Annotated in this window: 25 protein-coding genes and 1 tRNA gene; 14 read left to right on the plus strand and 12 right to left on the minus strand. The window is 59.0% G+C overall.

Going from position 1 to position 20,821, the window contains the following annotated elements; genetic code table 11:
* Positions 1-97 precede the first annotated feature (97 nt).
* Positions 98-457 carry a hypothetical protein gene (locus AC2FFD_RS02495; protein ID WP_170343672.1) on the minus strand — a complete coding sequence of 120 codons (360 nt, stop codon included), beginning with the start codon at positions 455-457 and terminating at the stop codon, positions 98-100.
* A gap of 356 nt (positions 458-813) precedes the next feature.
* On the opposite strand from AC2FFD_RS02495, the gene AC2FFD_RS02500 reads away from it, so the two are divergent.
* Together AC2FFD_RS02500 and AC2FFD_RS02505 are read left to right on the plus strand one after the other, a co-directional pair.
* Positions 814-2,109 (plus strand): lipoprotein-releasing ABC transporter permease subunit, encoded by a 1,296-nt coding sequence (locus AC2FFD_RS02500; RefSeq protein ID WP_496871776.1) that lies wholly within the window; start codon positions 814-816, stop codon positions 2,107-2,109.
* Positions 2,102-2,788 carry an ABC transporter ATP-binding protein gene (locus AC2FFD_RS02505; protein ID WP_496871779.1) on the plus strand — a complete coding sequence of 229 codons (687 nt, stop codon included), beginning with the start codon at positions 2,102-2,104 and terminating at the stop codon, positions 2,786-2,788. The genes AC2FFD_RS02500 and AC2FFD_RS02505 overlap by 8 nt, the downstream gene beginning before the upstream one ends.
* Here the strand turns inward: AC2FFD_RS02505 and AC2FFD_RS02510 are convergent.
* A complete protein-coding gene (locus AC2FFD_RS02510) occupies positions 2,772-3,209 on the minus strand; it encodes a DMT family transporter (protein WP_170343675.1) in 438 nt (145 codons plus the stop codon). The two genes, AC2FFD_RS02505 and AC2FFD_RS02510, sit on opposite strands and share 17 nt — an antisense overlap.
* A gap of 97 nt (positions 3,210-3,306) precedes the next feature.
* Between AC2FFD_RS02510 and AC2FFD_RS02515 the strand changes: the two genes are divergently transcribed.
* The gene (locus AC2FFD_RS02515; RefSeq protein ID WP_425078626.1) at positions 3,307-3,714 is read left to right on the plus strand and encodes a c-type cytochrome; all 408 of its coding nucleotides are present in this window, start codon (positions 3,307-3,309) and stop codon (positions 3,712-3,714) included.
* Here AC2FFD_RS02515 and AC2FFD_RS02520 read toward each other — a convergent pair.
* Together AC2FFD_RS02520 and AC2FFD_RS02525 are read right to left on the minus strand one after the other, a co-directional pair.
* Positions 3,711-4,403 carry a hypothetical protein gene (locus AC2FFD_RS02520; RefSeq protein WP_170343677.1) on the minus strand — a complete coding sequence of 231 codons (693 nt, stop codon included), beginning with the start codon at positions 4,401-4,403 and terminating at the stop codon, positions 3,711-3,713. The genes AC2FFD_RS02515 and AC2FFD_RS02520 overlap by 4 nt on opposite strands.
* Positions 4,404-4,445: 42 nt before the next feature.
* Positions 4,446-5,108 carry a DNA-3-methyladenine glycosylase I gene (locus AC2FFD_RS02525; protein ID WP_496871781.1) on the minus strand — a complete coding sequence of 221 codons (663 nt, stop codon included), beginning with the start codon at positions 5,106-5,108 and terminating at the stop codon, positions 4,446-4,448.
* Positions 5,109-5,527: 419 nt separating this feature from the next.
* Between AC2FFD_RS02525 and AC2FFD_RS02530 the strand changes: the two genes are divergently transcribed.
* The 5 genes from AC2FFD_RS02530 (at position 5,528) to AC2FFD_RS02550 (ending at position 10,963) form a co-directional block, all read left to right on the plus strand.
* Positions 5,528-6,478, plus strand: a complete 951-nt coding sequence (locus AC2FFD_RS02530; RefSeq protein WP_170343679.1) for an ABC transporter substrate-binding protein — start codon at positions 5,528-5,530, stop codon at positions 6,476-6,478.
* A 10-nt stretch (positions 6,479-6,488) separates the two neighbouring features.
* Positions 6,489-7,538 (plus strand): quaternary amine ABC transporter ATP-binding protein, encoded by a 1,050-nt coding sequence (locus AC2FFD_RS02535; protein WP_496871783.1) that lies wholly within the window; start codon positions 6,489-6,491, stop codon positions 7,536-7,538.
* On the plus strand, positions 7,535-9,601 hold the full coding sequence (locus AC2FFD_RS02540) for an ABC transporter permease (RefSeq protein ID WP_496871785.1): 2,067 nt from the start codon (positions 7,535-7,537) through the stop codon (positions 9,599-9,601). The genes AC2FFD_RS02535 and AC2FFD_RS02540 overlap by 4 nt, the downstream gene beginning before the upstream one ends.
* A gap of 104 nt (positions 9,602-9,705) precedes the next feature.
* Complete coding sequence (locus AC2FFD_RS02545; RefSeq protein ID WP_496871787.1) at positions 9,706-10,371, plus strand: NnrU family protein; 666 nt, start codon at positions 9,706-9,708, stop codon at positions 10,369-10,371.
* Positions 10,372-10,441: 70 nt separating this feature from the next.
* Positions 10,442-10,963, plus strand: coding sequence for a DUF2478 domain-containing protein (locus AC2FFD_RS02550; RefSeq protein WP_496871789.1), 522 nt, complete (start codon positions 10,442-10,444; stop codon positions 10,961-10,963).
* Positions 10,964-11,041: 78 nt separating this feature from the next.
* Here the strand turns inward: AC2FFD_RS02550 and AC2FFD_RS02555 are convergent, their stop codons facing one another.
* Positions 11,042-11,716: a VPLPA-CTERM sorting domain-containing protein gene (locus AC2FFD_RS02555; RefSeq protein WP_496871790.1), complete on the minus strand. Its 675-nt coding sequence runs from the start codon at positions 11,714-11,716 to the stop codon at positions 11,042-11,044.
* 151 nt (positions 11,717-11,867) lie between these two features.
* Positions 11,868-11,951 (minus strand) — tRNA-Tyr (locus tag AC2FFD_RS02560).
* Between the two features lie 116 nt (positions 11,952-12,067).
* Between AC2FFD_RS02560 and rlmB the strand changes: the two genes are divergently transcribed.
* The 4 genes from rlmB to AC2FFD_RS02580 all read left to right on the plus strand — a co-directional run bounded on the left by rlmB (position 12,068) and on the right by AC2FFD_RS02580 (position 14,360).
* Positions 12,068-12,838 carry a 23S rRNA (guanosine(2251)-2'-O)-methyltransferase RlmB gene (gene rlmB / locus AC2FFD_RS02565; RefSeq protein WP_496871792.1) on the plus strand — a complete coding sequence of 257 codons (771 nt, stop codon included), beginning with the start codon at positions 12,068-12,070 and terminating at the stop codon, positions 12,836-12,838.
* Between the two features lie 17 nt (positions 12,839-12,855).
* The gene (locus AC2FFD_RS02570; RefSeq protein ID WP_437181774.1) at positions 12,856-13,137 is read left to right on the plus strand and encodes a hypothetical protein; all 282 of its coding nucleotides are present in this window, start codon (positions 12,856-12,858) and stop codon (positions 13,135-13,137) included.
* Between the two features lie 181 nt (positions 13,138-13,318).
* Entirely contained in the window at positions 13,319-13,693 is a 375-nt protein-coding gene (locus AC2FFD_RS02575) for a YHS domain-containing (seleno)protein (protein WP_496871793.1), read from the plus strand.
* A gap of 196 nt (positions 13,694-13,889) precedes the next feature.
* Entirely contained in the window at positions 13,890-14,360 is a 471-nt protein-coding gene (locus AC2FFD_RS02580) for a CoA-binding protein (RefSeq protein ID WP_257599101.1), read from the plus strand.
* On the opposite strand, the gene AC2FFD_RS02585 is transcribed toward AC2FFD_RS02580, so the two are convergent.
* The 4 genes from AC2FFD_RS02585 to AC2FFD_RS02600 form a co-directional block, all read right to left on the minus strand.
* The gene (locus AC2FFD_RS02585) at positions 14,357-14,929 is read right to left on the minus strand and encodes a hypothetical protein (RefSeq protein WP_496719097.1); all 573 of its coding nucleotides are present in this window, start codon (positions 14,927-14,929) and stop codon (positions 14,357-14,359) included. The two genes, AC2FFD_RS02580 and AC2FFD_RS02585, sit on opposite strands and share 4 nt — an antisense overlap.
* Positions 14,930-14,998: 69 nt before the next feature.
* Positions 14,999-15,316 carry a phosphoribosyl-ATP diphosphatase gene (locus tag AC2FFD_RS02590; RefSeq protein ID WP_170343689.1) on the minus strand — a complete coding sequence of 106 codons (318 nt, stop codon included), beginning with the start codon at positions 15,314-15,316 and terminating at the stop codon, positions 14,999-15,001.
* Complete coding sequence (gene hisF / locus AC2FFD_RS02595; protein WP_496871796.1) at positions 15,313-16,074, minus strand: imidazole glycerol phosphate synthase subunit HisF; 762 nt, start codon at positions 16,072-16,074, stop codon at positions 15,313-15,315. Before hisF ends, AC2FFD_RS02590 begins: the two co-directional genes overlap by 4 nt.
* Positions 16,075-16,186: 112 nt before the next feature.
* Positions 16,187-18,409: a fused MFS/spermidine synthase gene (locus AC2FFD_RS02600; protein WP_496871798.1), complete on the minus strand. Its 2,223-nt coding sequence runs from the start codon at positions 18,407-18,409 to the stop codon at positions 16,187-16,189.
* A gap of 226 nt (positions 18,410-18,635) precedes the next feature.
* On the opposite strand from AC2FFD_RS02600, the gene AC2FFD_RS02605 reads away from it, so the two are divergent.
* Positions 18,636-19,082: a DUF302 domain-containing protein gene (locus AC2FFD_RS02605; protein WP_496871800.1), complete on the plus strand. Its 447-nt coding sequence runs from the start codon at positions 18,636-18,638 to the stop codon at positions 19,080-19,082.
* Here AC2FFD_RS02605 and AC2FFD_RS02610 read toward each other — a convergent pair.
* Together AC2FFD_RS02610 and hisA are read right to left on the minus strand one after the other, a co-directional pair.
* Positions 19,079-19,558, minus strand: coding sequence for a DUF2867 domain-containing protein (locus tag AC2FFD_RS02610; RefSeq protein ID WP_170343690.1), 480 nt, complete (start codon positions 19,556-19,558; stop codon positions 19,079-19,081). The genes AC2FFD_RS02605 and AC2FFD_RS02610 overlap by 4 nt on opposite strands.
* Before the next feature lie 4 nt (positions 19,559-19,562).
* The gene (gene hisA, locus AC2FFD_RS02615; protein ID WP_496871802.1) at positions 19,563-20,285 is read right to left on the minus strand and encodes a 1-(5-phosphoribosyl)-5-[(5-phosphoribosylamino)methylideneamino]imidazole-4-carboxamide isomerase; all 723 of its coding nucleotides are present in this window, start codon (positions 20,283-20,285) and stop codon (positions 19,563-19,565) included.
* Between the two features lie 134 nt (positions 20,286-20,419).
* Between hisA and AC2FFD_RS02620 the strand changes: the two genes are divergently transcribed.
* Complete coding sequence (locus tag AC2FFD_RS02620) at positions 20,420-20,821, plus strand: DUF2147 domain-containing protein (protein WP_170343692.1); 402 nt, start codon at positions 20,420-20,422, stop codon at positions 20,819-20,821.

Here is a 20,821-nt window from a genome sequence, read left to right on the forward strand (position 1 = left end):
CTTTTGGTGTCACGCAACGCGGATCCGTTTCACCAGGGTGGCCATGCGATTGCTTTGGCCACCAGATATGATCTGACCAATTCGATTGGTTGAGACGTCAGTCTTGGTCTGCCGTCGGGCGAGTTGCCAGGATGTCGCCGTTGGCCCCGTCGCCCCGTGCCACCACGATCGGACGACCCAGCCGGTTGACCAGTTCGCGAAACTCAAGGCCCAGAAACCGCAACCCGCAAACCCGCGCGTCGGTGGTTCGATCCGTGATACACAGACGCCCTTGCCGGAAAACCAGACGGTACCCTTTGTCTTTCAGAATATCCGTCAGATTGCCCCAGCTTGCCGCGCTGGCAAAGATTGGCCGAATGGCCGCACGCAGCAGCGCCGCTGTTTCACAATCCAGTTCTGTTGATGCTTGGCGGGACGGAATTACCCCCGCACCGTTGGTTGAGATTTGAAAATTCATTGAGCGACCCCCGCTCCTTAAATGTGTTCCCCCACAAGTAGGGTGACAAAGTTTCTGAAAATAATCAAAAAGAGTAATAAAATTTCGCGCCCATTGTTGCTTTTTCGATTCAGGAGTTCACAAAGCGCGATGATTAACTTCATACATGAAACAATATCAGTTTGTCTGTGATGCGCTTCACAACTCATGGTGTAACGCCAGCTTCCGAAGTCATCCGATCGGCTCAATCGTTCCAGTTGCACACCGAGTTGATTCGGCTCATTCAGGCTGAGGAGTCGGGTCAGAGGGACAACCGGCTTGACCATCGGGTGAAATGCCGAAACTGTCCCCGCGAACACGAACACCCCGGAGCATGTATGGCCAAGACACCCCCGCCCTTTGCCCCTTTTGAATGGAAAATCGCATGGCGTTATCTGCGGGCCCGCAGGGCCGAGGGCGGCGTCAGTGTGATGACCTGGATTTCCCTGATCGGGATCACACTGGCAGTGTTTGCCCTGATCGCGACATTGTCGGTCCGGTCCGGCTTCCGTTCCGAATTCGTCGGCACCATTCTGGGCGCAAACGCGCATGTGACGGTCTATTCGTCAGGCGAGATCGATGCCCAGGGGCGGGTGGATCGCACGATCGCCGACTACGAAGAGCGCGCGGCCCGTATCGCACAAGTGCCCGGTGTTCAACGCGCGGCTCCTTTGGTGAAGGGGCAGGTGCTGATCACCAACCGCGACCGCAGCAGCGGCGTTGAAGTGTTTGGAATGCGACCCGACGATCTGCTTGATCTGCCGGGTATAGCCCAGGCAGAGCAGGCTGTGGGGGACTTGTCAGAATTTCAGACGGGTCAGGATGTCATTGCAATTGGGTCAGGCGTGGCGCGTAGCATAGGCGCCACCGTGGGGGACGTCGTCAAGTTGACCTCGCCCAACGGGGTAAAAACCGCCTTCGGTACGTCGCCCCGCGTGAATGCCTATCGCGTTGTCTATGTGTTCTCGGCGGGGCGCTATGACATCGACCGCACGCGTGTCTACATGCCGTTTTCGCAGGCGCAGAGTTTTTTCAATCGCGAAGGTGTGGCGGATGAGATCGAAGTGATGGTGGAAAAGCCCGAGGAACTGGGCCCGATCCTGATTTCCATTCTCGAAGCATCGGGCGAGCGCAGCCAGATCTGGACCTGGCAGGATGCATCCGGTGGATTCCTGCGGGCATTGGAAGTCGAAGACAACGTGATGTTCATCATCCTCTCGATCCTCGTTCTGATCGCCGCGATGAATATCGTCTCGGGCCTGATCATGCTGGTCAAGAACAAGGGGCGCGACATCGGCATCCTGCGCACCATCGGTCTGAGCGAAGGGTCGGTGCTGCGTGTGTTTTTCATCTGCGGCGCTTTTACCGGCCTGATCGGAACGGCTTTGGGAGTCATCCTAGGGTGCCTTTTTGCGATCTATATCGATCCGATCTTTTCGTTCGTAAATTACGTGATGGGCGGTGGCGTCTGGGATCCGTCGATCCGGGGCATCTATGTTTTACCCGCCGAGCTGCACCTGAGCGATGTGCTCAAGGCCATCGGCCTGTCGCTTGGCCTGTCCTTTGTCGTCACCTATTTTCCTGCCCGTCGAGCGGCGCGGCTGAACCCGGTCGAGGCGTTGCGCTATGAATGATGTCACATTGCGTCTGAAGGGTCTGACCAAGACCTATCTGAAAGTCAAGCCGGGCGAGGTGCAGGTCTTGCGCGGAGTTGATCTGGATCTGCGCGCGGGTGAGGCCGTAGCCATGGTTGCGCCCTCTGGGGCAGGTAAATCAACGCTTCTGCATATCGCCGGTCTGCTGGACATGCCCGACGAAGGAACCGTCGAAATCGGCGGGCAGAACGTATCGGGCAAGGGCGACCGGACCAGAACCGCACTGCGTCGGCAGGATGTCGGGTTCGTGTATCAATTCCACCACTTGCTGCCGGAATTCACGGCCTTGGAAAACATCACCCTGCCGCAACTGGCCAATGGTGTGCCGGACAAGGCCGCACAGGCCCGAGCGTTGGATCTGCTGGACCGTGTCGGTGTGGCCGCACGCGCCAGCCATCGCCCCGCGGCACTCTCTGGTGGGGAACAGCAGCGGGTGGCCTTCTGTCGGGCCTTGGCGAATGCGCCCCGTGTTTTGTTGGCGGATGAACCGACGGGTAATCTGGACCCCGAAACCTCGGATCAGGTCTTTGATACACTGATGAAGCTGGTGCGGGACGAAGGGTTGTCGGCGTTGATCGCAACGCACAATCTTGACCTGGCGGCGCGCATGGACCGGATGGTCCGGCTTGAGGGCGGAGTGCTCAGGCCAGTTGAGTGATCGCAACACCAATGGCCATGACGGCGATCCCGCCCATCCGCATGAGCGTAAGCGGTTCGACCTGTGCGCCGAACAGGCCGAAATGGTCGATGGCCGCAGCGCTGATCAATTGCCCGAGCAGCACAAAGAACACGGCATTGCCCACCCCGAAATGCGGTGCGACATGGGTGATCGACAGGACATAGAAAGCAATCAGGACACCTGCAAGCAACAGGTGTTTCGGCGCATTGGCAATCTTGGACAAGGCCGCAAATCCGGGAAACAGCGCCATGACCAACGCCGAGGCGACGAAGGCGATGGCAAACAGCACAACAGCTGCCGCAGTTGGCGACCCGATGACTTTGCCCAGCGCCGCGTTAAGCGCGGCCAGGATCGGAATTCCAAATCCGGCGGCCAGCATGATGGCGGCGTATTGTGTCATTGCCCGAACCCTCTGTACCTTTTTCGTTGATCTGGATCATTGCGCCAAGACGGTCATCGGGCAACCCTGCAAATGCCAATCCAGGCAGGAGGATACGATGTTCAAGGCAACAATCAGTGTGCTGGTTCTTGGGGTTTCGGCTGCTGCCTCGCAGGCCGCTTGGGCTCAGGACGCGAAGACCGGAGAAGAACTTTATATGCACCATTGCGCGACCTGCCATGGGATCGATGCAATGGGGCAGGGTCCGATGGCGGCCGTGCTGGTGGTTCAACCAAGCGATCTGACCGCTTTGTCCAACGAGGAAGGCGTGTTCCCGACTGCCCGCGTTGTCGCCCGCATTGATGGTCGGGACCCATTGGTCAGCCATGGTAGCCCGATGCCGGTTTATGGTCCTTATTTTGACGGGCAGGACACGTCCATGAAAACGCCGCAGGGGCAGCCAATTCTGACGAGCCAGCCCATCGTGGATCTGGTGGCCTATCTGGAGACCCTTCAGCAGAACTAGGTTCCGCTGCAAATCCCGTCGATCTCGGCCTCGCTCCAGGGAAGCAGGATTGCGCGCTCTCGCCCTTTTTGCGGAAGCGGGGACAGGTCAAAATGCGCGCCCAGCATCGTGTGCAGCCGTTTGGTTCGGGTGGCCTGAGGGTCCAGCGCACGGCAGCAAACGTATTCCTCGACGATGGCGCCCTGCTGTTCAAACCCGTAGGACAGGAAGTCCGGCGAGGTTTCGAGGTCAAAAAGATACGGGTCGCTGCGCCCACCATGTTCCGCCGCTGCTCGCAACGGGTGGTAACCGGTGGTCCGGCGATTCTGCCACTGCCAGACATGCGTCAGTTCATGGGCCAGCAACATCGCGGCCACCAGGTTCATCTGATCCGGGAAATCGGACATGTAGTCTTCCAGATACCAGTCGCGCGCAAAGTAGACCTTGTTGAACAGGGCCACGGCTGCTGGCCTGCCTGTCACCAACCCGGGTTCCACCGGAGGAAGGATACGCTCGCGGCAGGCCAGACGTGGGCGCTCCTCGCGGAAATACGTCACATTGGCAACCGGCGCACCTTGGACCAATCGCACGCTGTCAAGGTTCAGGGTTTCGCCCTGAATGGCATCCGCAAAATCACGCTCTTGCTTTGTCAATTGACGACCGCAGGAGGGCAGCAACAAAAGAGCACACAGGAATACGCGCAGAACCATGAGGTGAATCCTAGTCCGCTGCCAGCAATCCGCAAACCGTTTTCACAGGCTCATGGCCAGAACGCGGCTGATTTCCGTCAAAGACCGGCCGGATTGATCCATCCAGGAATTGAAGGCCCGTTGCACAGCCGCCATGGCTTTTTTCGACGTGGCGGGCTTGTCGATCACGCCTTCGGCGATCAGGCGGGCGGTGACGTCCCGCGACAGAATGAAACTGTCGCGCCCCGCAAAACGCATCGCATACTGCGCCGAAGCCCCGCCAAGACGGGATCCGCGTTTGGCCAGCATGGCAAGAAGGCTGACATAGTCATCCGAGGGCCAGCCCCCCAGAACCTTGCCCGCGCCGCCTTCGTCGCGCAGTTCCAAAAGGAACGCCGCGTTGTCCCGCACTGCTGCGATCTTGGTTCCATTGCGGACAATGCGTGTGTCTTGCAGCAGGGAATCGAACTTTTCATCATCCATGAACGCGCACCGACCCACTTCGAAACCGTCAAAGGCGGCTTCGAATCCTTCCCATTTGTTTTCGATGACCTTCCAGTTGAAACCGGCCTGAAAGACGCATTTCGTGATGATCGATAGCCACCGGTCGTCGGGCATGGCCGCCAGTTCTTCGTGGCTTTTGGGCTTGGTCAGCTGTGCTTCAAAGGCTTCGACCCCACCGTGGCGAGAGGCGGCAATATCAAAGATCTCTTCAAATGAACGCATAGACCCAACCTCAAAGCTGTCATGTGAAGAGTGTTTTGTTTTGCCTTCCTTTTGCAATGAGAATTTTGAGTGTTTGAAACTCACCCGACCGGAATTGAAACTCGGCCCGAACAAGAAAAAACTGTGAACTGTCAAAGAAATCCTCGACAAACGGGCTTAAAACGGTTTGTGATTGACTCGTCAGTCAACATTCCGGGCCCGGGGCTAGGGATAATGACGGGTCGGGCAGGGGCCTTTGCGGCGTCTGCGGGGAAACATCAACGGTTTGGCGGAAAGAAAACCGCGCCGTTACAAACTGATCACTTTCCTTTTCCGACTGAATTTGTGCATGTTGCGACATGGTATTGTCATCAGACAAAGATACCGGCGGGAAAAACCTCGCCGGGGTGGGCAAAACAAATAAGACAGGGAGAAAATCCATGAAAAAACTGAGTGTAAGCCTTATGGCCCTGACCGTTGCCGGTGCGGCGCATGCGGCGGACATGGGTGCCGTGGACGAGCCGATCAAACTGGCGATCAACGAATGGACTGGTCAGCACGTGACCACGCATGTGGCGGGTGAGATGCTCAAGGCAGCCGGTTACAAAGTGGAGTATGTGACCGCCGGCATGATGAACCAGTTCCAGGCTCTGGCCGATGGAGACATCGACGCGACGCTGGAAATCTGGTCGTCCAACGTGTCGGATGAATATGCCAAGAAGATCGAGGAAGGCACTGTTGTCGAAATCGGCGATCTTGGCCTGGATGCCAAGGAAGGTATCGCATACCCGGCGCATGTCGCTGATCTGTGCCCTGGCTTGCCTGCGTGGGAAGCGCTGAAAGACTGCGCGCAGGTGTTCGCCACGGCGGAAACTCTGCCCGGTGGCCGTCTGGTCGATTATCCGGCCGACTGGGGCACACCTGGCGCGGATCGCATGGCCGGCCTTGAGCTGCCGTTCAAGGCTGTTCCCGCCGGATCGGAAGGCGCCTTGATCGCCGAACTTCGGGCTTCGACCGAGCGCAAGTCGCCACTGCTGATCACATTCTGGCAGCCGCACTGGGCGATGTCTGCCTATGACGTGCAGTTCGTTGAACTGCCCGCAGGTGAAGAGGCATGCTTTAACGATCCGGCGTGGGGTCCGAACCCGAACGCGGTGAACGATTGCGACTTTTCGCCATCGCGCATCTTCAAAGCCGGCTGGAGCGGTATGGAAGAGAAATGGCCCGCCGCCTATGAAATCCTGTCCAACTATCAACTGGCGGTCGAAGACCAGCAGCCGATGATGGGCGCGATCGATGTTGACGGCGGAAAGGTCGAAGAAGTCGTCGCCGCCTGGATGGCCGAGAACGAAGGCAAGTGGCGTCCGGTCGTAGACGCAGCAATCCAGTGAGCGCACGTAAGTGACTGACGCGACTATGCCAGCCATCGCCTGCCGGAATCTCTGGCAGGTCTTTGGCCCCGGCGCTGACAAAGCCCTGACCGACGCGCTGTCTCGGTCAGGGAACGACGCCGAAAAAGCCGCCGCAGACCTGCGGGAAAGCGGGTATATCTCCGCCGTTCAGGACGCCAATTTCGAGGTCAAGGAAGGCGAGTTGTTCGTCATCATGGGCCTGTCGGGCTCGGGTAAATCCACTCTGATCCGCTGTATCTCGCAACTGTTGCCCGGCACCGGCGGTGAAATTCGGGTCGATGGCGAGAATGTCATAGGCGCCTCGAAAAAGGCCCTGACCGAGCTGCGCCGAAAAAAACTGGGCATGGTGTTCCAGCATTTCGGCCTGTTCCCACACATGACCGTTGCTGAAAACGTCGCATATCCTCTGCGGGTGCAGGGCGTCGGCAAAAAGGAACGGCTGGACCGCGCGCAGGAAGTGATCTCGCTGGTCGGTCTGGAAGGGCGCGAAGACAGCTTCCCCCGGCAACTGTCAGGTGGTCAGCGTCAGCGCGTGGGGATTGCGCGATCTTTGGCCGTGAACCCCGATATCTGGTTTCTGGACGAGCCGTTTTCTGCGCTTGATCCGCTGATCCGTCGCCAGTTGCAGGACGAATTCCTGCGCATACAGGCGACCCTGAAGAAGTCCATCGTCTTCATCACACACGATATTCAGGAAGCGCTGAAGCTTGCTGACCGCATCGCCATCATGCGGGACGGCAAGATCGTACAGATCGGCACGCCCACGGATATCGTCCTGCGACCCGTTGATGACTATGTGCGCGAATTTTCCAAGGATGTCGCCAAGGGCCAGCATGCCAAGGTCGCCTCGGTCATGCGGAGCGAGGCAGAATGTGGCCCGGATGATCCCGGCCTGACCACGTCGATGACACTGGACGCAGCCCTGGCCCATTGCATGGAGTTGTATGAACCCGTGCCGGTGCGGGATGCCGATGGCAATGTCGTCGGCACGGTGCACCCGTCTGATCTGGCTGCCGCACTTCAGGTGGATGAAACATGACCGCCTTGACTGACTTTCCGACGCAACGCAGCGCGCAGTTGACGGCCGGTGCCAAGGCCGCCCTGATCACGGTTATCGTCGGCGCGGTTTGTCTTGCTCTGGAGGGTATCGCCCCATGGCTGGTCAAATGGCCCGCCGCGTGGGAACTGCCTGCAACCCAATGGGTGGGCGCGTTTCTGGATTGGTTTCTGAACCTGATCAAACCGGCGATGCGGTTGTTCTCGGATATGATGACCTATCCGATGAACTGGGCGAATTTCGTGCTTGGCAACACACCATGGCCCATCCTGATCGGGATCGTGACCGCGCTGGGCTGGTATCTGGGCGGCTTGCCCATGGCGGCGCTGGGCTTTTTGGGCCTCAGCTTTGTGTTGGCGTCAGGCTACTGGGCTGAGAGCATGAACACGCTGGCCTTGGTCGCGGTATCCGTTCCGGTGGCGTTGATATTGGGTGGTGGCATCGGCATCCTCGCCAATGAGGTGCCGCGGGTGAAATCCTTCGTTCAGGCCGTTCTGGATGTGATGCAGACCGTGCCGACCTTCGCATATCTCACGCCCCTGTTGTTGCTCTTTGGCTTTGGCCCCGTCGTCGGTCTGATCGCCTCGGCCATCTATGCAGCGCCGCCCATGGCGCGCAATGTGATGCTGGGGTTGGAGCGGGTCGAGCCCGAGATCAAAGAGGCCGCCATCATGTCTGGTGGCACCCGGTTTCAGCAACTGTTCCAGGTGGAAATCCCGGCGGCTGCGACGCAGATCATGGTGGGCGTGAACCAGTGCCTGATGGCGGCGCTGTCGATGGTGATCATCGCCGCCGTCATCGGTGGGTTCAACGACATCGGCTGGGAGGTCCTGCTGACCATGCGCAAGGCGCAGTTCGGTGAATCTCTGATGGCGGGTCTGGTCATCGTGGTCTTTGCCGTCGTCATAGATCGCATGAGCGGCACCTTGGCGACCGAGCGCAAACGTTTTGACAGCCGGGTTGTCTGGGCAATTCTGGGGTTTGCCGTGGTCTTCACTGCCGCCTTCTGGGCCTGGCTGCCGAACCCATCCGAACTGACCTTGCTGGACCCGATGGCCGAGGCCGTGGACAGCGGCCTGACCGCGTTCACTCAGGCCAATGGCCCGTGGTTGGATGCGCTCAAGAACAATTCACTGTTCTATGTACTGCTGCCTTTGCGGATCGGTCTGGATCAGGCGGTGCTGCCCTTTACCTGGGGCTTTCAGTGGACGCCGGGCATGAGCTTTGGTCTGTTCGCCGCAGGTGCGGGGATCGCGCTGTTGATGGCGTGGCGTGGCCGGCTGACAGGAGGTCTGATCGTGCTGATCCTGATCGGGATGCTGGAAACCGGCATTGCCAACCTGCCGTGGCCCTTTGTCCTGACCGGTGCCGCTGCTCTGGGCTGGGTCGCGGGGGGCTGGCGCCTGGCGGCGCTGTGCGTGGGGCTGCTTTGCACCATCCTCGTTTCGGGCCTGTGGGAGAGGGCGCTCTTGTCGCTCTACCTCAGCGGTGCGGCGGTGTTTTCCTGTGCCGTGGTCGGCGGCCTGATCGGCCTTGCCAGCGCGGTCTGGGAACCGGTCTGGAAAGTGGTCCGTCCGATCTGCGACATGTTGCAGACAATCCCTCTGTTTGTGTTCCTGATCCCGGTCCTCATGGTGTTCCAGATCGGCGAGTTCTCGGCCTTTCTGGCAATCTGTGCCTATGCGATCGTGCCCATGATCCGCTACACGCGGCACGGGCTGGTCAACACGCCGGACGAGATGATGGAGGCCGCGATTTCAAGCGGTGCGACCGAGTGGCAGATCATGCGCGACGTCCGTGCGCCTTATGCCGCGCCCACGATCCTGCTGGGACTGAACCAGACCATCCTCTATGCCTTTGCGATGCTGGTGATCGCCGCCCTGATCGGTACCACCGGTCTGGGCCAGTCGATCTATCTGGCGCTGGGTCAGGCGGATGTGGGGCTTGGCATTTCGGCCGGGGCCGCGATGGCGATTCTGGCGCTGATTGCCGACCGCATCGTGCAGGGGTTTGCCGAAGAACGCCGCGCGGCGCTTGGGTTGTAACACAGCACAGGGGCGGTGCCCCCGCCCCTGTGCCTAACTTGATTTCGGACAAGGATACCATCGCCATCCTGATCTAGACCGATCCCAATAACGCGGAGATCACCATGACCGGTTGGGTCCTATTCCTTGCAGCACTCATCACCTTCCTTCTCAGCCACGCGATTCCCGTTCGGCCCGCCATACGCGGACGGCTCATCGATACACTCGGACGCCGGGGGTATTTCACCGCTTATTCGGTTCTGTCGCTGGCCGTCCTGGCGTGGTTGATCATGGCCGCTGCAAACGCCCCTTATGTCGAGGTCATCCCGCCATTCGCGGTTTTGCGCTGGGCGCCGGTTCTGATCATGCCGGTGGTCTGCTGGCTGGCTGTCGCGGGGCTGATCATTCAGAACCCTTTCTCTTTCGGAGGGCTGGGCAATCGGCCCTTTGACCCAGAGCGGCCCGGTATCCTGCGCACCACCCGACACCCGATCCTTGCCGCGCTGATGCTGTGGGCGGTGGCACATCTGCTGGCCAATGGCAGCCTGTCACATGTGATTCTGTTCGGCCTGTTTGCCGGTTTCGCGGCCATGGGCATGGCCCTTGTCGACCGCCGCAAGTCGCGGGAAATGGGCTTTGAATGGGTCCGCTTGTCCCGCAACACGGCGCGGTTTTCACTGCGCGCACCGCGCCCCTGGCCGCGTTCCGGGGTGTGGCTGGCCGCGCTTGCCGCCTATGCGGTTCTGCTTCACCTGCACGCTCCTGTGATTGGCCTGTCCCCGCTTCCGTGAACGAGGGAGTGGCCGGGCGGTGCCTTGCGTGCTATTTGAAACGTCACAAACGAATTACAAGAGGTCCAAGATGCATCTGGCCTATGTCACCACCACCGATCGCGGCGCGACAGACCGCCTGCTGAGCGCCGTTGCGGAACGTCTGCTGGCGTCCGGCGCGAAACTGGCCGGTGTCGTGCAAACGAACACGGAATGTGCCGACAGCAGCAAATGCGATATGGACTTGCGCGTGCTGCCCGACGGTGAAACCATCCGCATTTCGCAGTCGCTGGGCACCCAGTCACGCGGCTGCCGTCTGGACCCCGCAGCGCTGGAACAGGCGGTGGGATATGTGACTGCCTCGCTTGAGGATGCGCCACAGCTGCTGATCATCAACAAGTTCGGCAAGCATGAATCCGACGGTCGAGGGTTCCGCCCCGTGATCGGCGAAGCGCTGGCGATGGATATTCCGGTTCTGGTCGGCGTGAACGGTTTGAACGAAGAGAAATTCCAGACCTTCGCGGATGGTTCCGCGGAGGCCCTCCCGGCGGATCTGGATGCAATCGAGGTGTGGTTCAACAAGGTCTCGGGACTGCGCCCGGCGGCGGAGTAGAACCTTCCAAATTTGTTTGAGAGACCAAAAACGGCGCTGATCAACAATCAGCGCCGCCTTTTTTCATGTTGGGTGCAACTAGGTTGTCTTAAGCCTGCGGTACCCGAACAGGCCCAGAACGGCCCCGATCAAAAGCAGCCCGCTTGCGGGCAAGGGGACCGGTGCAACCTGCAAGTTGTCCACATTGAATTCGCCACACCATTGGTCGCACCAAACGGTATTGGATCCAAGGCCCAAGGGGAATTTGACCGCATTGGGGACGTTCAGCGTGATCAACAGTTGATCAATGGCGGTGAACCCACTGGAAAAACCAAAAGTGCTCAAAGCCGAAGGCCCGAACGTCTGCGTCGCAACTGTGGCACCGTTCAGAAGCCCCGAAAATGTCAGGGTCGGGACTGTCGCAGTACCCGCCTTGAGCCACTGATTGTAAGCCTGCGTTCCAAGCGCGGGTGCAGGGCCGCGACCGGTCTTGAACACACGCGACAAACCAGACAGATCCACGGATTGTGCCGTAAACCTCGTCCCGTTTACGGCCTGCACCACCGTTGACAGCACACCGTTGTCGTCGTGGAAGTTGATCTGATTTCCAAAGTTGTAGACAGGAGCATAGTCAAAAGTGAAACCCTGGCTGGTTCCTTGAAACGTTGTCAGCCCGCTTTGAGGATCATTCGGAAAATTGTTGTCAAATGTAATAGTCAGCGCATTCGCTGCGCCCGCGACACAAACGGCAAGCGCCGCCAAAAGCAGTCTCATAACAAGTCCCTCGCAAAAACGTGTTCAGACTAGCGGGCCACGCCCGGTTTCGCAACTTTTACGAGTCTTTGCAGCCGTCTTTGCGCATAAGCATGCACGTAAGCACGCGCGGGCAATGCATTCTGACCATCTTTGATACCTGCTGGAAAGATGGTGGGCGACCCTGGAATCGAACCAGGCGTGCGTCTCCGCGAGGGAGTTACAGTCCCCTGCCACACCTTGCGGCCTGTCGCCCACTGTCAGGCGTTGCACCTGACGTGGAGGCGTGATTACTAGCGCACCAAAGGAGCGTCAACAGGAAAATTTCGCTTTGGCGCAGGAAACCGAACTCTTGGCCCGGAGGCCTGAAAAATGAAGAAACCCAAATGGGTCGTTGAAAAGGAACAGGCGCGCAAGGCCGCGGCTGCTGAAACCGTTTGGCTGTTCGGTCTGCATGCGGTTCGCGACGCCTTGATGAACCCAAATCGGCAGAAACTGCGCCTGATCGTAACGCGCAATGCGCGGGATAAACTGGCGGAAGCGATTGAATTCTCTGGTATCGAGCCCGAGATGGCTGATCCGCGCAAGTTTACGGCGCCCATTGATGCAGGCTCGGTGCACCAGGGGGCCGCGCTGGAGGTGAAACCACTGGACTGGGGCGGTCTGGCCGAAAACTGCATCGGTCGGGAAAACCCGCGCGTCATTCTTCTGGACCGCGTCACGGACCCGCACAATGTCGGCGCGATTCTGCGCTCGGCCGAGGTTCTGGGTGCCAGTGCCGTGATTGGCACGCGCCACCATTCCGCGCCCGAGACCGGGGCACTGGCAAAAACCGCCAGCGGCGCGCTGGAGCGTCAACCTTACCTGCGGATGCGCAACCTTGCCGACACAATTGTTGAACTACAGAGTATGGGATTTCTGGTCCTTGGGCTGGACGGAGAAGCAGACGTGACGATCGAAGGCGCGCTGAGCGACGGTCGGGACCGCCCCGTCGCACTTGTTCTTGGGGCGGAAGGCCCGGGATTGCGCCAAAAGACGAAGGAAACCGTAGATCAATTGGTGAAAATTGACGCAGCCGGGGGATTCGGATCGCTGAATGTCTCAAATGCGGCGGCAATCGCCCTATATGCATCCCGGCCCTAACAAAAAAGGAGAGCGCTATTCCCGGTCCATCAAAAATCGCGACCTGCTGCTATTGCGGGACCCGGGCAGCGTTGGTCCTGAGGGGCAAGGAGCGGCACGAGCTGAGCTGTTCCAGTTGTGGCGCACCTCTGCATGATCTGAAGATGCTGCCCAAGCGGAAGGCCGCGCCTTCCAAAACGGTGCGACCTGCGGTTTCTCACACCCCTCCGCGGAAGGCCAAGCGAAAAAAGAAGAAAAAGAGCATGTTCTCGCGCGTATTCGATGAAGCCTTGGATGTGATCGAAGATATCTTTGATTGAACGAATTTGGGTGAAGATCGTTCACATCCACGTCAACAGGGGTTCCGCATGCAGCAAAAAATTGCATCTTCATACCCCAGTGAATTCAGATTCTGACATGACAATGCTGACCCGACGTTCCACACTTGGCGCGCTGTGCGCTTTTTTTATGGCGCCTGCCACGTATGCGCAGGAAAGGCCCGTGTACTACACCACCGAAGGGGTGGCGTTGGCCGGGTATGATGCCGTGTCCTTTTTCGACAGTTCTTCGCCCATCATGGGCATGCCCGAGAATTCCGTGATGTGGAAAGGAGCGCGGTGGCATTTCACCTCGCAGGAGAACCGCGAACTTTTCGAAAGCAACCCCCGTGCTTTCGCGCCGCAGTTCGGCGGGTATTGTTCATATGCGATGGCGATGGGCGTTCTGAAGAGTGCAGACCCCAAGGCCTGGAAAGTTGTGGATGGTCGTCTGTACCTGACGCACTCGATCGAAATCGAAGAAGTCTGGCAGCGGGATCAGGCAGAATACATTGAGATGGCTGAACAAAACTGGCCGGCACTCCTCTATCAGGAATGAGCGGGAATCAGGCAATCGTGAAGAGTCATCACAAAAATGCGCTGCCCCTCTTTTTTTTCCCAAATATATGCCTAAATGTCACAGTGACCGCGGAATGGAACTGCCGCGGGTCATTTCACTGTCCCTCGTTCCAACAACTGGCGCCCAAGACTTCTTGGGCGCTTTTTTCTTTTTGGAACCCTGCTAAGGATAGGGCATGTCAGACTATTCCGATCAGCACCTGAGAACCATTCTGCAACGCACCAAGACCGTTGCCGTTGTCGGGGTGTCCATGAACCCGGTGCGACCCAGCTATTACGTCGCCCGCTACCTTTCGTTGAAAGGGTTCAACGTGATCCCGGTCAATCCGGGCCATGCCGGGAAAGACCTGTTTGGCCAGACGGTACGAGGCAGCCTTTCGGAAATATCCGAACCCGTGGACATGGTAGACATCTTCCGGCGGTCCGAATCCGTGCCGCCCATTGTGGACGAAGCGTTGGATGCATTCCCGACGCTCGGCACGATCTGGATGCAGATCGGGGTTGAACACCCCGATGCGGCAGCCAAGGCCGAGGCCCGCGGTGTTGACGTGGTGATGAACCGCTGCCCGAAGATCGAATATCAGCGCCTGTTTGGCGAGCTGCGCATGGGCGGGTTTTCCACCGGGATCATCTCGTCCAAGCTTTAGGGCGTTGCTGGCTGATATGGTTTCAGGCGGGCCACCTGTTCCTGTCGTCGTTTTTCCAGCACGACGTCACGTGGCACCCACTCATAACGGGTATCCTCGACAAGTGGTGCCCAGAACAACACCCCGCCATAGCGCCAGGGGTCCAGCACGACGCCCTCATACAACGACTCTCCCTTGCGACTGATAATCGCGGTGCTGTGGTCGATCCTCAGTGGATTGTCGGCGTTGGCGATGGCGCGGTGCAATTCCAGCGTCTGGAAGTCTTCCTGTTTCAGGCGACGCTCGATATCCTCGGCCCAATGCCAGCACAGACCACGCGGGCGCAATCCCTTGTTGACCTTTGCATTGTGGATCAGCGGCGGATCGGTGATCTGGTATTCGTCCACCAGCTGCGCGGTATAGGAATAGGCGACTTGCGCCGCCCGGCGGGCCTCTTCAGGATCGATATCCGGGCCAAGCCGCTGAATCTCGGCTGTCAGGCGTTGTACCTCATCCCCGGTCGAGGGGGGAGGCGCCGCACATGCCGCAACGGTGGCAAGCGTTGCCACAAGCATCAAAACTCGGATCATGTCGCGCCCTCGGCCTGTCATTCTGACGCCCGAGTATAGCGGCCATCGTAACGGCGCGGAACCCGGCCCTTACCCTTTGGGGCGGGCGGCTTTTTCGGCAATTCCGCTGATGCCCTGACGGCGCGCAAGCTCGGCCAGGACATCTTCCAGCGCCACGTCTCGTGCGGCCAGCATGACCAGCAGGTGGTACAGCACGTCTGCGGCTTCGGCGGTCAGCTTGGCCTGATCGCCCTTCGTGGCTTCGATGATGGCTTCGATGGCTTCTTCACCAAATTTCTCGGCGCATTTCTCGGGACCCTTTGCAAGCAGCTTGGCTGTCCAGCTTGAATCGGGATCCGCCCCTTTACGTGCCTCGATCGTGGCAGCAAGGTCGTGTAGAATACTCATGTCAGCCTCATCGGAATGCCAGCGGCGGCCATATGTTCTTTGGCTTCGCGGATCGTGTATTCGCCGAAATGGAAGATCGAGGCAGCAAGCACCGCACTCGCCCCGCCTTCGGTGACGCCTTCGACAAGATGGTCCAGATTGCCGACACCGCCGCTTGCGATCACGGGCACGCCCACAGCATCGGAAATCGCACGGGTCAGGGGCAGGTTGAAACCAGCTTTGGTGCCGTCGCGATCCATCGAGGTCAGCAGGATTTCTCCGGCGCCTTTGGCGACAACGGTTTTTGCGAATTCTACCGCGTCAATGCCCGTGGGCTTGCGTCCGCCATGGGTGAAAATCTCCCACTTGCCGGGACTGACCGTCTTGGCGTCTATGGCGCAGACGATGCACTGGCTGCCGAATTGATCTGCCGATTCCGCGATTACGTCGGGATTGGCAACGGCAGCCGAGTTGAAGCTGACCTTGTCTGCCCCGGCCAGCAACAGGGCGCGTACATCATCTTTGGTCCGAACGCCGCCGCCGACTGTCAGAGGTACAAAGCACTGCTCGGCCGTGCGCTGTACCACGTCGAACATGGTGCCGCGGTTTTCGTGGGTGGCGTGGATGTCCAGAAAACAGATCTCGTCCGCGCCTGCGGCGTCATACGCCTTGGCCGATTCCACGGGATCGCCGGCATCGCGCAGACCGACGAAATTCACGCCTTTGACCACGCGGCCATCGGCAACATCAAGGCAGGGAATGATCCGGGTCTTCAGCATCTGATCGTCCTTCTTTGCCGGACCTTTACCGACAAAGCGCCGCTGATGCCACAGACGTTTTGACGCCCATGGCCCGGATCGCACCGGCCATGGGCAGCCCGGGTGTCCAGCTTCAGTGATCCTGGTTCTTCAGCAGTTTCAGCGCCGAGAGCAAGTTTGCCTTGTCATCGGTCCAGGGCTGCGCACCGTCGGTTTCAACGACTTGCCAGTTTCCGTCCTGCACAAAACTCTCAATTCGCGATTTGTCCGGGCTCAGGATCACAACGCTGCTGGTGGCGGCTCCGGTTTCAACCTGCTCTTCGCCCACGGCCAGCCTTTGATGCGCAGCTGTCAGGTTCAAACTGTCGGCAATTCGGGCCAAAGGCTGGACCAGATCGTAGAACCGGTTCGTGATGTGGAACACCAGAACCCCATCGTCTGTCAGGCGGCTCGTGTACATCTCTACCGCCTCGCGTGTAATCAGGTGAAGCGGAATCGCGTCCGAGCTGTAAGCATCCAAGACCAGAATATCGAAGGCAAATGGCTTTTGCTTCAGAACGATCCGGGCATCACCCAGATGGGTTTCAGAATCGGGCGTGCATTCCGACAGATAGGTGAACAGCGAAGGGTCGCGTGCGATCTGGTCAACGGTCGCGTCGATCTCGAAGAAGTCCCAGTTTTGCGAAGGCTGCCGGTAACAGGCCAGCGCCCCTGTTCCCAGACCGACAATTCCGATGCTGCTGGATTGTTTGCCGAAGTCCGACGTGATGACCTGCGCCATTGGTCCTTCGGGGTGATAATAGGACAGCGGTGTGGGCCGAGTGCCATATTCGGACTCGCGTTGCCAGCCATGCACCGTGGTGCCGTTCTTGTAGACGCGGTAGCCCTCACTTGAATACACCGAATGCACGCCGAAAAAGCTGCGGTCTTCGAACACCGGATTGTTCTTTACTGCAAATGCAGGCAGCAGAACGACGGCAAGAACCACCGGGATACGCATGGCCTGTGCCCGGAACAGGTACAGCACCGCAAATATCAGCACGAACAGGGCGCCTGCGCGCGGGATGTCCGCACTCAGGGCCGCGACGCCCCGTGTCGCACCCGCGATGACGAGGATGAAAACACTTGCCGCAATGCCCATGATGACGTGGCGAAGGGCAAATCCCGGCGCGCGGACAAGGAACAATCCTCCGGCCAGGATCATGGTGATTGGCGCCTCCAACTCACGTGTGAAGGCAATTGGCGCAACGATCGAGTTGAACAGCCCGCCAATCGCTCCGCCCACCGAAAGGGCGATGTAGAACACGGTCAACTGCTCGGCTGACGGACGCATGTCGTAAAGCAGGCGGTGCGCAAAAAGAGCGATGACGAACAACACCGGGACATAGAGCAGGATAACCACCGGCGCGTCATGTTCGCTGACCACTTTGGACACCAGTACGACACCCGCCGCCAGCGCCGCCAGCATGGGCAGGTTCAAGGCGTCAAGCGTCAGGTGTTTCCATTTGGCGAAGGCAATGATGAAGGACAGGATGTAGACCGCCAGCGGAACGACCCAGATCAGCGGGAGAGCACCAAGGTCCGTGCTGACCCGCGTTGTGAAGGACAGCATCAAGGAAGAGGGGATGAAGGCGACGAACACCCAGATAGCCATTTGCCGCAGGGTGGGGAAACTGGCCTTGAGTGCTGTTTGCACCGAGGACTCTGTGTGACGTGATCCCCACAGGGCGATCATGCCACTGCCCAGCAAGAGCGCCCCGAACAGTACGAAGCCGATCAGCCAAACGCGGCTGATCTCGGCCGCGCCAAAAAATGGATCCGCAACCAGGGGGAAGGCCAACAACGCCAGCAAGGATCCGACATTGCTGGCGCTGTAAAGGAAATACGGATCATCCGCCGAAGGCCCGCCCGACCTGGCGTACCAGGCCTGCAACAGGGGCGCATTTGCCGACAATACCGCAAAAGGTACACCCACACCTACGGCGAACAGGCCAAGCGTTTGCAGCGCGGTCGAGGTCGAGGCGTCATAGCTCCAGCTTTCGCTGGTGGACAGCGGCAGGAAAGTCAGCGCCGCCACCCAAAAGGCAAAATGGGCGATGATCTGCCAGCGCAAAGGCAGAAACTTGGTCAACAGGTGCGCGTACACATACCCGAGTATCAACACCACTTGAAAAAACAGCATTGCGGTCGTCCAGACCGCCGGGGCGCCGCCGATTTTTGGAAGAACCAGTTTGGCAAAAAGCGGCTGGACAAAGAACAGCAGACTGGCGCTCGTGAAAATCGCCGCGCAGAAGATCGCAATGGTTGCTGATCCGAATCTGGACGTCTTGGGAACGTCTAGGTTGGAAATACTCACGTTTGCCACCCGGGTTGTTGTGTTTGACGAAGGAGTTAAGCGGGGATTCCGCCCGAATTATGGCTCAACACAGTAAAATGTTTGGCTTCTGGTCGGATTGTTCGCAAAAACAAGGGTAAAATGAGCATCTCCAATTCAGGCAAGGCTTTGCTGATGCCAGACTTGTGATTGTCAGAATTCCAAAACCTGTGAGAATTGGGGTGAATATTACAGAAGGAAAACCGACATGCGTAGCTTGATACTTGCTTCAATTTTTTCGCTCGGAGGGGCTTTGGCCGCCATGGCTGACGACATCATCAAAGTTCAAACGAACAAATCCGTAGCCGAGGCGCTGGATGCGCTGGAAGCGGCGGTTGGCAACGCAGGGGCCACTGTCTTCGCCCGTATCGACCACGCGGCCGGGGCGGAAAAGGTCGGTACGCCCATTCCGGCCAATCAAGTGCTGGTTTTCGGCAATCCTGCGCTGGGTACACCGGCCATGCAGATCGATCCGCGTGCAGGATTGTTCCTGCCGCTCAAAGTGCAGGCGTATGAGGATGGGAACGGTCAGGTCTGGTTGGCCTATGAAGACCCCAAGGAAACGATGGACGAGCTGGATGACGTCGAAAAGTCACCAGTCATCGAGAAGATGCGCGGTGCGCTCGCCAAGTTGACCGCTGCCGCCGCGGGTTAAGACCGTTTTGGATCTGCGCTTGCGCTTTTCACACGCGCAAGCGCGTTTCGCGCGATCAGGATGTGAAACGGCAGGATCGCTGCAAGGTACAGGTGCCCGCCAAGGTTATGGCGACGGACCCACGTGGCCAGCGAGATGCGACCGTTTTCCGACAGGACGGAAACCCGGAAATCCAGGTGGCGATCGTTGAAACCTGCGATCACCTCGGTCCTGTCATCATGTTCAACCGGGAAAATACCCAGCTTGTCGTCAGCATCCGGGCCGGTCGTACTGAGGTCAAAGGGTGTTACCAGCAGACCGCGCAGCCGAAGCAACGCCATCGCCCATCCGGGGAACGCGGTGATGATTTCCGCGGCCCGGCGCGGTGGAAGATCGGATTCGACGCTAAAGCAGTCCAGAAAGTCGCCGGTTTTGTACCGTTCGTGCAGCAGGCTTTGCGCGGACAGATCGGAACGCTTTACCGGCGAATGGAACATTGAACTATTCTCTGAGCGTCGTCAGAGCCTCTTTCAGATCAATCGCCCCATCATAAAGTGCACGTCCGGAAATGGCACCGTTCAGGGCTGCGCCACAATCGCGCAGGGCGATCAGATCGGCGATCGAGGACACGCCGCCAGATGCGATGACCGGAATATCAACCGCTTTGGCAAGCTCTGCGGTGGCCTCGACATTGGGGCCCTGCATCGCGCCGTCCCGGTTGATGTCGGTGTAGATGATCGCGGCCACGCCCGCGTCTTCGAAGCTGCGGGCCAGATCGGTTACCTGAACGTCGGTTTCTTCGGCCCAACCCTTGGTGGCAACCAGACCGTTGCGCGCGTCGATGCCCACGGCGACCTTGCCGGGAAAGGCTTTGGCCGCTTCGCGCACCAGATCGGGGTTCTCGACCGCGACCGTGCCCAGAATAACCCGCGCCAGACCCTTTTCGATCCAGGTTTCGATGGTGGCCATGTCACGGATGCCACCGCCCAATTGCGCGGGCACGTCGCAGGTTTTCAGAATCGCTTCGACCGGGGCGGCGTTGACCGGCTCACCTGCAAAGGCGCCGTTCAGATCGACCAGATGCAGCCACTCGCACCCGGCCTCGACAAAAGCGCGCGCCTGCGCGGCGGGGTCTTCGTTGAACACGGTGGCTTTGTCCATTTCACCACGCAGCAGGCGCACGGCATTGCCGTCTTTGAGGTCGATGGCGGGGTAGAGGATCATGTCGGGCGGCCCTATATCTGTGTTGCACGCGCGGGATATCGCACAGGCGGGGCAGGGGATGCAACGCGACGCTGGGTCATTCTTGCCCGCAGCTGGTTGCCGGGTCAGACTGCTCGCAAAACAGGGAGACAATCATGAAGAGATTTACTTTTGCAGCGGGTTTGATGCTTCTTGCGACCAGCGCAATGGCTGCGGATCCCGTCGACGGTCTGTGGAAGACCGCACCGGGTGATACCGGCGGCTATCTGCACGTGACGATTTCCGCATGCGGCAGTGCGATCTGCGGAACCATCGACAGCGCGTTTGATGCGGATGGCAACGAGCAGCTGGAATATGAAAACCTTGGCAAGCAGATCATCTGGGACATGGTGCCCGAGGGTGGCGGAAGCTATGACAGCGGCAAGATCTGGGCACCGGACCGGGACAAGACATACAACTCGAAAATGTCGCTGGACGGCCAGAACAAACTAACCGTCAAAGGGTGTGTGGCGGGCGGTCTGATCTGCCGCGGACAAACCTGGACGCGTGTTCAGTAG

The organism is Ruegeria sp. YTSC002, assembly GCF_059609845.1.

Bases quoted from the DNA above. Each gene is read 5' to 3' on its own strand.
- AC2FFD_RS02495 (WP_170343672.1), bottom strand. From the start codon at position 457: ATGAATTTTCAAATCTCAACCAACGGTGCGGGGGTAATTCCGTCCCGC.
- AC2FFD_RS02500 (WP_496871776.1), top strand. From the start codon at position 814: ATGGCCAAGACACCCCCGCCCTTTGCCCCTTTTGAATGGAAAATCGCA.
- AC2FFD_RS02505 (WP_496871779.1), top strand. From the start codon at position 2,102: ATGAATGATGTCACATTGCGTCTGAAGGGTCTGACCAAGACCTATCTG.
- AC2FFD_RS02510 (WP_170343675.1), bottom strand. From the start codon at position 3,209: ATGACACAATACGCCGCCATCATGCTGGCCGCCGGATTTGGAATTCCG.
- AC2FFD_RS02515 (WP_425078626.1), top strand. From the start codon at position 3,307: ATGTTCAAGGCAACAATCAGTGTGCTGGTTCTTGGGGTTTCGGCTGCT.
- AC2FFD_RS02520 (WP_170343677.1), bottom strand. From the start codon at position 4,403: ATGGTTCTGCGCGTATTCCTGTGTGCTCTTTTGTTGCTGCCCTCCTGC.
- AC2FFD_RS02525 (WP_496871781.1), bottom strand. From the start codon at position 5,108: ATGCGTTCATTTGAAGAGATCTTTGATATTGCCGCCTCTCGCCACGGT.
- AC2FFD_RS02530 (WP_170343679.1), top strand. From the start codon at position 5,528: ATGAAAAAACTGAGTGTAAGCCTTATGGCCCTGACCGTTGCCGGTGCG.
- AC2FFD_RS02540 (WP_496871785.1), top strand. From the start codon at position 7,535: ATGACCGCCTTGACTGACTTTCCGACGCAACGCAGCGCGCAGTTGACG.
- AC2FFD_RS02545 (WP_496871787.1), top strand. From the start codon at position 9,706: ATGACCGGTTGGGTCCTATTCCTTGCAGCACTCATCACCTTCCTTCTC.
- AC2FFD_RS02550 (WP_496871789.1), top strand. From the start codon at position 10,442: ATGCATCTGGCCTATGTCACCACCACCGATCGCGGCGCGACAGACCGC.
- AC2FFD_RS02555 (WP_496871790.1), bottom strand. From the start codon at position 11,716: ATGAGACTGCTTTTGGCGGCGCTTGCCGTTTGTGTCGCGGGCGCAGCG.
- rlmB (WP_496871792.1), top strand. From the start codon at position 12,068: ATGAAGAAACCCAAATGGGTCGTTGAAAAGGAACAGGCGCGCAAGGCC.
- AC2FFD_RS02580 (WP_257599101.1), top strand. From the start codon at position 13,890: ATGTCAGACTATTCCGATCAGCACCTGAGAACCATTCTGCAACGCACC.
- AC2FFD_RS02585 (WP_496719097.1), bottom strand. From the start codon at position 14,929: ATGATCCGAGTTTTGATGCTTGTGGCAACGCTTGCCACCGTTGCGGCA.
- AC2FFD_RS02590 (WP_170343689.1), bottom strand. From the start codon at position 15,316: ATGAGTATTCTACACGACCTTGCTGCCACGATCGAGGCACGTAAAGGG.
- hisF (WP_496871796.1), bottom strand. From the start codon at position 16,074: ATGCTGAAGACCCGGATCATTCCCTGCCTTGATGTTGCCGATGGCCGC.
- AC2FFD_RS02605 (WP_496871800.1), top strand. From the start codon at position 18,636: ATGCGTAGCTTGATACTTGCTTCAATTTTTTCGCTCGGAGGGGCTTTG.
- AC2FFD_RS02610 (WP_170343690.1), bottom strand. From the start codon at position 19,558: ATGTTCCATTCGCCGGTAAAGCGTTCCGATCTGTCCGCGCAAAGCCTG.
- hisA (WP_496871802.1), bottom strand. From the start codon at position 20,285: ATGATCCTCTACCCCGCCATCGACCTCAAAGACGGCAATGCCGTGCGC.
- AC2FFD_RS02620 (WP_170343692.1), top strand. From the start codon at position 20,420: ATGAAGAGATTTACTTTTGCAGCGGGTTTGATGCTTCTTGCGACCAGC.